The organism is Pseudomonas sp. S2_A05, from assembly GCF_054668485.1.
In genome coordinates this window covers 5,532,723-5,545,000 of record NZ_CP162775.1, presented here as the reverse complement: position 1 = coordinate 5,545,000, position 12,278 = coordinate 5,532,723, and the positions used below count along the sequence as shown (strand labels likewise).

10 protein-coding genes are annotated in these 12,278 nt (G+C 60.5%); 8 read left to right on the top strand and 2 right to left on the bottom strand.

Annotated elements, in window-relative coordinates; all coding sequences use genetic code 11:
• Positions 1-118: 118 nt before the first annotated feature.
• Together AB4O12_RS25045 and aptA are read right to left on the bottom strand one after the other, a co-directional pair.
• Entirely contained in the window at positions 119-1,612 is a 1,494-nt protein-coding gene (locus AB4O12_RS25045) for a CoA-acylating methylmalonate-semialdehyde dehydrogenase (protein ID WP_041479657.1), read from the bottom strand.
• Positions 1,613-1,686: 74 nt separating this feature from the next.
• Positions 1,687-3,036, bottom strand: a complete 1,350-nt coding sequence (gene aptA, locus AB4O12_RS25040; protein ID WP_064362892.1) for an omega-aminotransferase AptA — start codon at positions 3,034-3,036, stop codon at positions 1,687-1,689.
• A 137-nt stretch (positions 3,037-3,173) separates the two neighbouring features.
• Between aptA and AB4O12_RS25035 the strand changes: the two genes are divergently transcribed.
• The 8 genes from AB4O12_RS25035 (at position 3,174) to AB4O12_RS25000 (ending at position 12,098) form a co-directional block, all read left to right on the top strand.
• Complete coding sequence (locus AB4O12_RS25035) at positions 3,174-4,094, top strand: LysR family transcriptional regulator (protein ID WP_056787796.1); 921 nt, start codon at positions 3,174-3,176, stop codon at positions 4,092-4,094.
• A 119-nt stretch (positions 4,095-4,213) separates the two neighbouring features.
• Positions 4,214-5,602 carry a uracil-xanthine permease family protein gene (locus AB4O12_RS25030; RefSeq protein ID WP_460059895.1) on the top strand — a complete coding sequence of 463 codons (1,389 nt, stop codon included), beginning with the start codon at positions 4,214-4,216 and terminating at the stop codon, positions 5,600-5,602.
• A gap of 88 nt (positions 5,603-5,690) precedes the next feature.
• A complete protein-coding gene (locus tag AB4O12_RS25025; protein ID WP_016771809.1) occupies positions 5,691-6,341 on the top strand; it encodes a TetR/AcrR family transcriptional regulator in 651 nt (216 codons plus the stop codon).
• Positions 6,342-6,348: 7 nt separating this feature from the next.
• Positions 6,349-6,930 (top strand): IMPACT family protein, encoded by a 582-nt coding sequence (locus AB4O12_RS25020; protein WP_125917571.1) that lies wholly within the window; start codon positions 6,349-6,351, stop codon positions 6,928-6,930.
• A gap of 612 nt (positions 6,931-7,542) precedes the next feature.
• Entirely contained in the window at positions 7,543-9,090 is a 1,548-nt protein-coding gene (locus tag AB4O12_RS25015) for an ABC transporter ATP-binding protein (protein ID WP_460059894.1), read from the top strand.
• A gap of 12 nt (positions 9,091-9,102) precedes the next feature.
• Positions 9,103-10,209, top strand: coding sequence for an ABC transporter permease (locus tag AB4O12_RS25010; RefSeq protein WP_056787784.1), 1,107 nt, complete (start codon positions 9,103-9,105; stop codon positions 10,207-10,209).
• Positions 10,209-11,135 (top strand): ABC transporter permease, encoded by a 927-nt coding sequence (locus AB4O12_RS25005; RefSeq protein ID WP_460059893.1) that lies wholly within the window; start codon positions 10,209-10,211, stop codon positions 11,133-11,135. The genes AB4O12_RS25010 and AB4O12_RS25005 overlap by 1 nt, the downstream gene beginning before the upstream one ends.
• Positions 11,136-11,411: 276 nt before the next feature.
• Entirely contained in the window at positions 11,412-12,098 is a 687-nt protein-coding gene (locus tag AB4O12_RS25000; RefSeq protein ID WP_217864429.1) for an SDR family oxidoreductase, read from the top strand.
• Positions 12,099-12,278: the final 180 nt, after the last annotated feature.

Sequence of the window (12,278 nt, the reverse complement as noted above, 5' to 3'; positions counted from 1 at the left end):
TTATAGACCTCTGGAATCTGCCGTCAACACCTATTTTCATATTTCTGTCATATCGGTCAAAAAACCCCGAAAACGCGAAGGCCGACCTGAAAGGTCGGCCTCCTGCGCACCCTGCTACTTATAAGCTTGGGAATGCGAACTGCGAAGCTTCATGGCTTGCACGCTGCGGCCAGCGCTGGGTGATCGCCTTGCGACGAGTGTAGAAGCGCACGCCATCCGGACCATACGCATGCAGGTCGCCAAACAGCGAACGCTTCCAGCCGCCGAAACTGTGATAAGCCACCGGCACCGGCAACGGCACGTTGACGCCGACCATGCCGACTTCGATCTCGTCGCAGAACAGCCGCGCCGCTTCGCCGTCACGGGTGAAGATGCAGGTGCCGTTGCCGTATTCGTGATCATTGATCAGTTGCATCGCCTCTTCCAGGCTGTTCACCCGCACCACGCACAGCACCGGCCCGAAGATCTCTTCTTTATAGATGCGCATCTCAGGGGTGACGTTGTCGAACAGGCAGCCACCGAGGAAGAAGCCGTCTTCATGACCGGCGACGCTCAGACCGCGACCATCGACCACCAGGGTCGCGCCCGCCGCCACACCGTCATCCACATAACCGCTGACCTTGTCACGCGCCTGACCGGTAACCAACGGCCCCATGTCCAGACCGCACGAGGTGCCCGCGCCGATTTTCAGCGCTTTGATCTGTGGAACCAGTTTCGCCACCAGCGCGTCCGCGACCTGATCGCCAACACACACGGCCACCGAGATGGCCATGCAGCGTTCGCCGCAGGAACCGTAAGCCGCGCCCATCAGTGCACTTACCGCATTGTCCAGATCGGCATCCGGCATCAGTACCGCGTGGTTCTTCGCGCCGCCCAGTGCCTGTACGCGTTTGCCGCGCTTGGTGCCTTCGGCGTAGATGTACTCGGCAATCGGTGTCGAACCGACGAAACTCAGCGCTTTGACTTCCGGCGCTTCGATCAACGCGTCCACCGCTGTCTTGTCACCATGGACCACACTCATAACGCCTTTCGGCAACCCTGCTTCCAGCAGCAACTGAGCGATCAGCAGCGTCGAGCTTGGATCGCGCTCGGATGGCTTGAGGATGAAGCAGTTGCCGCAGACGATCGCCAGCGGGTACATCCACAGCGGGACCATGGCCGGAAAGTTGAACGGGGTGATACCGGCAACAATCCCCAACGGCTGGAAGTCCGACCAGGCATCGATGTTCGGGCCGACGTTGCGGCTGTATTCGCCCTTGAGGATTTCCGGGGCGGCGCAGGCGAACTCGACGTTCTCGATACCGCGCTTCAATTCACCGGCGGCATCTTCCAGGGTCTTGCCGTGCTCTTCGCTGATCAGTTGCGAGATGCGCGCTTCGTTCTGCTCCAGCAGTTGCTTGAAGCGGAACATCACCTGGGCGCGTTTGGCCGGTGGCGTATTACGCCACGCAGGAAACGCAGCCTTGGCGGCATCGATGGCTTTCTGAATGGTGGCCTGGCTGGCCAATGGCAGTTTATGGATCGCCTGGCCGGTAGACGGGTTGAACACATCCACCGCGCGACCGTTCTCGGTCACCAGTTCGCCATTGATCAAATGCGGGATAACGCTCATCGAACACTCCTGAATTCTGGTCCGCAGGCGCCGTGAGAGACGCCGGCACTTTTGTACATATATAGAGGGAAAAATCAGTCGAGCTTGTTCAGCACTTCGCCGACCGCGTCGAACAGACGATCAAGGTCTTGCGGCTTGCTGTTGAAGGTTGGGCCGAACTGCAGGGTGTCGCCGCCGAAGCGTACGTAGAACCCGGCTTTCCACAAGGCCATGCCCGCTTCGAAAGGACGCACGATCGCGTCGCCGTCACGCCCGGCAATCTGGATCGCGCCAGCCAGGCCGTAGTTGCGGATGTCGATGACGTTCTTCGAGCCCTTCAGACCATGCAGCGCGTTTTCGAAATGCGGCGCGACTTCGGCGACGCTCTGCACCAGGTTTTCCTTTTGCAGCAGGTCGAGTGCTGCAAGGCCGGCGGCACAGGCCACCGGGTGTGCCGAATAGGTGTAGCCGTGAGGGAATTCCACGGCGTATTCCGGCGTCGGCTGGTTCATGAAGGTCTGGTAGATCTCGGAGCTTGCAATCACCGCGCCCATTGGAATCGCGCCGTTGGTGACTTGCTTGGCGATGCACATCAGGTCCGGGGTCACGCCGAAGCTCTCGGCGCCGAACATCGAACCGGTGCGGCCGAAACCAGTGATCACTTCATCGAACACCAGCAGGATGTTGTGCTGATCGCAGATTTCGCGCAGACGCTTGAGGTAACCCTGCGGCGGAACCAGTACCCCGGCAGAGCCGGCCATCGGCTCAACGAACACCGCAGCGATGTTGGAAGCGTCGTGCAGTTCGATCAACTTCAGCAGTTCATCGGCCAAAGCAATACCGCCCTGCTCCGGCATGCCGCGGGAAAACGCATTGCTCGCCAGCAGTGTGTGCGGCAGGTGATCGACATCCATCATCGCCTGACCGAACAGCTTGCGGTTGCCGTTGACGCCGCCGAGGCTGGTGCCAGCGATATTCACGCCGTGGTAGCCACGGGCGCGGCCGATCATTTTGGTCTTGGTCGCCTGACCTTTCAGACGCCAGTAGGCACGCACCATTTTCACCGCAGTATCGGCGCACTCGGAACCAGAGTCGGTGAAGAACACGTGGTTCAGGTTGCCCGGAGTCAGTTCGGTGATTTTCTCTGCCAACTGGAACGACAATGGATGGCCGTACTGGAAACCCGGCGAGTAATCGAGGGTGCCCAGCTGTTTCGAAACGGCTTCCTGAATTTCCTTGCGGGTGTGCCCGGCGCCGCAGGTCCACAGACCGGACAGCGAGTCGTAGATCTTGCGGCCCTTGTCATCGAACAGCCAGCTGCCTTCAGCGCCGACGATCAGCCGCGGGTCGCGCTGAAAGTTGCGGTTGGCGGTGTACGGCATCCAGTGCGCGTCCAGCTTCAGTTGACTGGCCAGTGGCGACGGCGCGTTTTCAGGCATGTTCATCGGGCAAAACCTCGCAGGGCATAAGCGTCAGGGAGATGGAAAGCGTTGTTGCAGCTAAATTGCCACGGCGATAAAGTCGGTGAAATCCAACTCTTCTAACCTTCAGTTAGATCATTGCTAAACAAAGAGAACAAAAAATGAGCAGCCGCCGCGCCGATCCATTGGCCCAGGTCAGTGACTTTGATATCCGTTTGCTGCGGATTTTTCGCAGTGTCGTGGAATGTGGCGGCTTCTCCGCAGCGGAAACCGTGCTCGGCATCGGGCGTTCGGCGATCAGCCAGCAGATGAGCGATCTGGAACAGCGCCTCGGCTTGCGCTTGTGTCAGCGTGGCCGGGCCGGATTTTCCCTGACCGAGGAAGGTCGTGAGGTGTATCAATCGGCACTACAGCTGTTGAGTGCACTGGAGAGTTTTCGCACTGAGGTCAACGGACTGCACCAACACCTGCGCGGCGAGCTGATCATCGGCCTCACCGACAACCTCGTCACCCTGCCGCACATGCGCATCACCCATGCCCTCGCGCAGTTGAAGGAGCGCGGGCCGGACGTACAGATCCAGATCCGCATGATTGCGCCGAACGAAGTTGAACAAGGTGTGCTCGACGGGCGCCTGCACGTTGGCGTGGTGCCGCAGGCCAGCGCCTTGTCAGGACTGGAATATCAGCCGTTATACAGCGAGCGTTCGCTGCTGTATTGCGCGGTGGGTCATCCGCTGTTTTATGTCGACGACAAACAACTCGATGATCAACGCCTCGACAGTCAGGACGCGATTGCGCCGACCTTTCGTTTGCCGGCGGAGATTCAGGCGCATTATCAGGCGCTCAACTGCACCGCCAGTGCCTCTGACCGTGAGGGCATGGCATTTCTGATTCTGACCGGGCGCTACATCGGTTATCTGCCGGATCACTACGCCAGCCTTTGGGTGCAGCAGGGGCGTTTGCGTGCGCTCAAGGCCGGCACGCGTTTTTACGATTTGAGTCTGGCATCGGTCACGCGCAAGGGCCGGCGCCCTCATTTGGTGCTGGAAAGTTTCCTCGAGAGTCTGGCCGCGACGCGTTAGCTAAGCGCGCAGAGCCCAGCCCGGCAGGGCCTCATCGACAGAACCCAGGAATAACCTGAGCAAGTGGACAGGTTTTTGCAGTGAAGGGCTGACTCGTCCTTCAACAAGAAGCCAAAACCATGCAGCCAGATTCCGATTCGTCCAGTGAACTGATCTACGGCCTCAACGACCGCCCCAAACCACTCGCCGCCATTCTCGCCGCGCTGCAACACGTGCTCGCCAGTTTCGTCGGCATCATCACCCCGCCACTGGTGATTGGTTCGGCGCTCGGGCTGACCGCGCATCTACCGTACCTGATCAGTATGGCGTTGATGGTCTCGGGCGTCGGCACCTTTATCCAGGCGCTACGACCGTTCGGCATCGGCGCGGGGATGATCTGTCTGCAAGGCACCAGTTTCGCGTTTCTCGGTGCGGTGCTGTCGGCCGGGTTTCTGGTCAAGCAGCGCGGCGGCAGCCCGGAAGATATCCTGGCGATGATTTTCGGCGTGTGCTTTTTCGGCGCAATCGTGCAGATCGTGCTCAGCCGTTTCATCGGTCAGTTGCGCCGAGTGGTCACACCGCTGGTGACCGGCATTGTCATCACGCTGATCGGCATCAGCCTGATCAAGGTCGGCATCACCGATCTGGGTGGCGGCTTCAACGCGCCGGACTTCGGCGCGCCGGGCAATCTGGCCTTGGGCGTGTTCGTGCTGCTGACGATCATTCTGCTCAACCGTTCGAACACGCCTTGGGTACGACTGTCGGCGATCATCATCGGACTGGTGCTAGGCAGTCTCGCTGCGTGGTTCAGCGGAAAATTAGTGCCACAGCCGTTGCCTGACTTGCCGCTGGTGAGTTTTCCTACGCCGTTCAAGTTCGGATTCAACTTCGACTGGACCGCTTTCCTGCCGGTCGCGCTGATTTATCTGATTAGCACCATCGAAACCGTCGGCGACCTCACCGCCAATTGCATGCTCGCCCGCCAACCGATCAGCGGCCCTTCTTATATAAGCCGCTTGCGCGGTGGCGTGCTCGGTGACGGCGTGAGCTGCATGATTGCGGCGACCTTCAGCGCTTTCCCCAACACAACGTTCGCGCAGAACAACGGCGTGATCCAATTGACCGGCGTTGCCAGCCGCTACGTCGGTCTGTACATCGGCGCGATCCTGTTCTGCCTCGGCCTGTTCCCGATGATCGGTGCGGTGCTGCAACAGATCCCGAAACCGGTGCTCGGCGGTGCGACGCTGGTGATGTTCGGCGCAGTGGCGGCGGCGGGCGTACGCATTCTCGCGCAGTCACCGCTGGACCGGCGCAGCATGTTGATCATCGCCACTTCGTTCGGCGTCGGCCTTGGCATCGCCGCGCAACCGAACCTGCTGCACCTGTTGCCGAAACTGGTGCAGAACCTGTTCGACTCGGCGATCACCAGCGGCGGGTTGACGGCAATCTTCCTTTGTCTGTTGTTGCCGGAAGGCAAAACCGCAGCGGCAAAAAGCTCCGCGTCATTGAACAAGATCGAACAGGCGTAACTGTTTTTCCGCGCAAGGACTTGTCGGATGCCTGTGGGTGCGCTATCAACGCAACTGGTTGCACCCACAGACAATTCCGGAAGTGCCTATGACCTTTGAAGTCCCAGCCCACGGCGGCAAACCCGCCAGCCGCATTCGTCAGAAGAACGAAGAGACCATTCTCAAAGCCGCCGAAGACGAGTTCGCCCGTCACGGGTTCAAAGGCACCAGCATGAACACCATCGCGCAGAATGCCGGGCTGCCCAAGGCCAACCTGCATTACTACTTCACCAACAAGCTCGGTTTGTATGTGGCAGTGCTGAGCAACATCATCGAGTTGTGGGACAGCACCTTCAACACCCTCACTGCCGAGGATGACCCGGCCGAAGCGCTGACCCGCTACATCCGCGCGAAGATGGAATTCTCCCGGCGCCAGCCACAGGCTTCGCGAATCTTCGCCATGGAAGTGATCAGCGGCGGCGAATGCCTGAGCGAATATTTCAATCAGGATTACCGCACCTGGTTCACCGGGCGCGCGGCGGTGTTTCAGGCGTGGATCGATGCGGGCAAGATGGATCCGGTCGATCCGGTGCACCTGATCTTCCTGCTGTGGGGCAGCACCCAGCATTACGCCGACTTCGCCACGCAGATCTGCCGCGTCACCGGGCGCAGCAAGTTGACCAAGCAGGACATGGAAGACGCCGGCAACAACCTGATCCGCATCATTCTCAAAGGCTGCGGCCTCACTCCTTCTCTATAAGACGTTTATGCCTTTCACCCTCAGCGGTTTTTGCGAGTACCGCGAAGAGATTCGCAAAAGCCGCTTCATCACTCTGGCGACGCCGATCAGCAGCCCCGCCGACGCGCAGGCATTTTTCGAGCAGCACAGCGATTTGAATGCCACGCACAATTGCTGGGCGTGGAAACTCGGCGCGCAATACCGCAGCACTGACGACGGCGAACCTGGCGGCACCGCAGGGCGCCCTATTCTCGCGGCGATCGAAGCGCAGGACTGCGATCAGGTCGCGGTGCTGGTGATCCGCTGGTACGGCGGCATTCAACTGGGCACCGGCGGCCTGGCCCGGGCCTACGGCGGTGGCGCCAACAAGTGCCTGCAAGCGGCGGAAAAAATCGAGCTGATCAGCCGCGTGCCGCTGAGTTGCGCCTGCGGATTTGCCGAGTTGGCGCTGGTGAAGTTGCGCGTGGCGGATCTCGGTGGATTGGTGGTGGAGGAAAACTTCACGGCCAATGGGGTTGAGTTGAAATTGGCGGTAGGAGAAGCGCAGATCGAAGTGCTGCAAAGTCAGTTGGCGGATCTGAGCCGTGGGCGGATTTTGTTGCAGCGTTGAGAGTGGAAGATCAAAACATCGCAGCCTTCGGCAGCTCCTACAGGGGGATCGCATTCCAATTGTAGGAGCTGCGGAACGCTGCGATCTTTTTGGGGCATTACATGCATTCCATTTTCTGCCGACTTGCCCACATCGGCTGTGCACCCGGCTGTGGATAACCTGAGTACATACCGCTGTAACCCTTCTGTCATGCGGCTTTGCGCGATTTGTTCACTTTTCGTTCAATTGATCCGACGAAACGAAAAATCAGCGTAAAAACAGATAGTTAACATCGTTTATCACCATTAGAAGAAAGCATCGCAGTGCTTATGCCCGACCTCGGCGCTTGCGCACAATTACTGTGGAACAACCTGTGGATAAGCCGTTCATGACCGTCGCTGTCGCTGGATCTGCCTAGGCCCCAAGTGATTGCTCGTTTTTTAACCAACGTAGCGCGAGCAAAACTGGAGCCTGTTCAATGGCTTTGCGCTGAATTGGTGCTCGATAGAAAGACAAAACGCCCGCCGATGCGCTGCTGTCGGCACTTGCGGACTGGCTCCGCAAGCGTTCCTGACTCAATGGCCAGGAAATTGCTTTATCCACAGGCACAACTCCAAGTCAGTCGAGCCTGTCATGTCCATCGCCCCTTCCCCGCCGCGCCTGCAACTGCGCCAGATCAGCAAACGCTACCCCGGTTGTCTGGCCAACGACGCCATCGACCTGAACATCGCGCCGGGTGAAATCCATGCCCTGCTCGGTGAAAACGGCGCGGGCAAAAGTACGTTGATGAAGATCATTTACGGGGTCACCCAGTGCGACAGCGGCGAAATGCTCTGGCAGGGGCAGCGCGTGCAGATCCGCAACCCGGCACAGGCGCGGCAGTTGGGCATTGGCATGGTGTTCCAGCATTTCTCGCTGTTCGAAACCCTCAGCGTCGCGCAGAACATTGCCCTGGCGATGGGCGCGGCGGCCGGCACGCCGAAACAACTGGAGCCGAAGATTCGCGAAGTATCGCGGCGTTACGGCATGGCGCTGGAGCCGGAGCGACTTGTCCACAGCCTGTCGATCGGCGAGCGGCAGCGGGTGGAAATCATCCGTTGCCTGATGCAGGACATCCGCCTGTTGATTCTCGACGAGCCGACCTCGGTGCTGACGCCGCAAGAGGCGGACGAATTGTTCATCACCCTGCGGCGCCTTGCCGACGAGGGTTGCAGCATTCTGTTTATCAGCCACAAGCTCGGTGAAGTGCGGGCCTTGTGCCACAGCGCCACGGTGCTGCGCGGCGGTCGGGTAGCCGGGCATTGCCTGCCGGCGCAATGTACGGATCAGCAACTGGCACAACTGATGGTCGGCGAAGCGGCGGCATTGATTGGCGAGTATCCGAAAGTCAGCGGTGGCGCGGCGTTTCTGCAGGTGCAGGGTTTGAGCTGGCACAACCCGGATCCGTTCGGCTGCTCGCTGACAGACATCGACCTGCAAGTGCGCAGCGGTGAAATCGTCGGCATCGCCGGGGTCGCGGGCAATGGTCAGGATGAGCTGCTCGCCCTGCTCAGCGGCGAGCAGCCCTTGCCTCGTGCGCAAGCGGCGACCCTGCGCTTCGCCGAGCGAAACGTCGCTGACCTGCGCCCGGACGCGCGGCGCAAACTCGGTCTGGCCTTCGTGCCGGCCGAACGCCTCGGCCACGGCGCGGTGCCGGAGTTGAGTCTGGCCGATAACGCCCTGCTCAGTGCTTTCCAGCAAGGACTGGTGAGCCACGGGTTGATCCAACGCGGCAAAGTCGAAACCCTCGCGCAGCAGATCATCCAGCGTTTCGGCGTGAAGACCCCGGACACGCAAACCGCTGCGCGCAGCCTGTCCGGCGGCAACCTGCAGAAATTCATCCTCGGCCGGGAAATTCTTCAGCAACCGAAACTGCTGATCGCCGCGCACCCGACCTGGGGCGTCGACGTCGGCGCCGCCGCCACCATCCATCGCGCCTTGATTGCCCTGCGCGATGCCGGCGCGGCGATTCTGGTGATTTCCGAAGACCTCGATGAGCTGTTCCAGATCAGCGATCGCCTCGGCGCGCTATGCGGCGGGCGTCTGTCGGCACTGCAAGACACCTGCCTTACACAACTGAGCGATGTCGGCGCGTGGATGGCCGGCCAGTTCGATCACTCACCTCGCACCGCCTCGGTTTAACGGAGTTTCAACATGCTGCTTTCCCTCGAACCCCGTGGCCAGCAATCGCGCCTGATGCTGTGGTGCTCGCCGTTATTGGCGGCGGCGCTAACCCTCGGCTGCGGCTCGCTGTTGTTCATCGCGCTGGGCCACGACCCATTGCAAACCTTGCACACACTGCTGATCGCGCCCGTCAGCGATTTGTATGGAGTGTCCGAATTGCTGGTCAAGGCGCTGCCGATTCTGCTCTGCGCACTCGGCCTGGCCGTGGCCTATCAGGCGCGGATCTGGAACATCGGCGCCGAAGGCCAACTTCTACTCGGCGCGTTGGCCGGCAGTGCTCTGGCAGTGAACGTTATCGACATGCAAAGTCGCTGGGCGCTGGTGCTGATTCTGCTGACCGGCACGCTGGCGGGCGCCGCATGGGCCGGGCTCACCGCATGGCTGCGCACGCGCTTCAACGCCAACGAAATCCTCACCAGCATCATGCTCAACTACATCGCGCTGAACCTGCTGCTGTTCTGCGTGCACGGGCCGTTGAAGGATCCAGCGGGCTTCAATTTCCCGGAGTCGGCGATGTTCGGCGACGCCAGTCGTTTGCCGCTGCTGCTGGAAGATGGCCGCGTGCATGCCGGCGTGTATTTCGCCCTGCTCGCGCTGGTTGCGGTGTGGGTGCTGTTGCAGAAAAGCTTCATCGGCTTCCAGATCAAAGTGCTCGGGCTGGACAAACGTGCGGCAGGTTTTGTCGGCTTTCGCGAGAAGCGCCTGATCTGGCTGGCGCTGTTGATCAGCGGTGCTCTGGCCGGGCTCGCCGGAGTCTGCGAAGTGACCGGGCCGATCGGCCAACTGGTGCCGCAGGTGTCGCCGGGCTATGGCTACGCGGCGATCACCGTGGCGTTTCTGGGACGGTTGAATCCGCTCGGCATTCTGTTCTCCAGTCTGCTCATGGCGCTGCTGTACATCGGCGGCGAGAGCGCGCAGATGTCGCTCAATCTGCCGCAAGCGATCACCCAATTGTTCCAGGGCATGATGCTGTTTTTCCTGCTCGCCTGTGACGTGCTGATTCTCTATCGGCCACGCCTGAAACTGCGCTGGAGCCGGCGCGCCTCGACCCCTGCCGTAACCGCCGGAGCGCTGTGATGGATATCGATCTGTTGAGCAATATTTTCTATGCCATGGTCCGCTGCGGCACGCCGCTGTTGCTGGTGGGATTGGGTGAGTTGATCTGCGAGAAAAGCGGCGTCCTCAACCTCGGCCAGGAAGGCATGATGCTGTTCGGTGCGGTGATCGGTTTTATCGTCGCGCTGAACAGCGGCAACCTGTGGCTGGGTGTGCTGTTGGCGATGTTGGCCGGGATGTTGTTGTCGTCACTGTTTGCCCTGGTCGCGCTGGTGTTCAACGCCAATCAGGTGGCCACCGGGTTGGCGCTGACGATCTTTGGTGTCGGGCTTTCGACGTTTGTCGGCGCGGCCTGGGTGGGTAAGCCGCTGGCGGGTTTCGAGCCTCTGGCGATTCCGTATCTGAGTGAGATCCCGCTGATCGGGCGGATGCTGTTTGCCCAGGATCTGCTGGTGTATCTGTCGTTCGCGCTATTTGCCTTGGTGGCGTGGGTAATCATCAAAAGTCGTGTCGGCCTGATCATTCAAGCGGTCGGTGAAAACCCGGATGCGGCCAGCGCGATGGGCTTGCCAGTGCTGACCGTGCGTACCTTGGCGGTGTTGTTCGGCGGAGCAATGGCCGGGCTGGCCGGGGCCTATCTGTCGCTGGCCTACACGCCGATGTGGGCGGAAAACATGACCGCTGGGCGCGGCTGGATTGCCCTGGCACTGGTGGTGTTTGCCAGTTGGCGGGTGTGGCGGTTGTTGCTCGGGGCGTATCTGTTTGGCCTCGCCAGCATCCTGCATTTGGTGGCACAGGGATTGGGACTGGCGATACATTCGAGCCTGCTGGCGATGCTGCCGTATGTGGCGACGATTTTGGTGCTGGTGTTGCTGTCCCGCGATGCCGTGCGCACTCGGTTGTATGCGCCGGTTTCGTTGGGGCAGCCGTGGCAATCGGGACATTAGTTGATGTCAGAGCGGGCCTCTTCGCGAGCAGGCTCGCTCCCACAGGGGATCTGAGTGAACGCGGGCATATGTGGGAGCGAGCCTGCTCGCGAAGGCCTCCGCACCGGCAACATCTGGAGCACGACCCACAACTATTTCTGATCAAACACCCTCGAGAAACTCAAGAAGCCTGGAGTATGCTCCGGGATCAAAGCCTGTTTTCGCCAAGCGCTGCAACTGTGGCTCGGTCAGGCGTGTCCATTGAATCCTGAATGCTGACTTTCAAGGAAACCCATCATGTCTCAGGCAAAAAACGCACTGATCATCGGCGCCTCCCGCGGCTTGGGCCTCGGTCTGGTGAAGACCCTGCTGGCCGATGGCTGGCAAGTGACCGCGACAGTGCGCAATCCGCAGAAGGCCGAGGCGCTGCAAGCGCTGGGTGACGTGCGCATCGAGAAGCTCGACATGGACGATCAGCAAGCGGTGATCGCTCTGAGCCAGAAGCTCAAGGGCGAAACCTTCGATCTGTTGTTCGTCAACGCCGGGGTCAAAGGCCCGGACGTGCAGACGCCGGGCGGCGCGACCCTGGCCGAGGTCGGGCAACTGTTTTTCACCAACGCGGTGGCGCCGATCAATCTGGCCCAGCGCTTCGTCGGGCAGATTCGCGACGGCAGCGGCGTGCTGGCGTTCATGAGTTCGGTACTCGGCAGCGTGACCATGCCCGATGCGCCGGAGCTGGCGCTGTACAAGGCGAGCAAGGCGGCGCTGAATTCGATGACCAACAGTTTCGTCACGCAACTGGGCGAGCAGAAACTGACCGTACTTTCGCTGCACCCGGGCTGGGTGAAGACCGACATGGGCGGCGAAGGCGCCGATCTCGACGTCGAGACCAGCACCCGCGGGCTGATTGATCAGGTCAATGCGTTTACCGGCAAGGGCGGGCATCACTTCGTCAATTACAAGGGTGAAACCATTCCCTGGTAAGCACTGATAATCCCGATGTGGGAGCGAGCCTGCTCGCGAATACGATCTGTCAGGTAAATCTGTATCGACTGACATGACGCCTTCGCGAGCAGGCTCGCTCCCACAGGGGGATGATGGTGAATGGTCGGGTGGCGCTTGCCCGATGGGGCGATTTGTTTGAAACTGCGCGCCTCGTCCTTC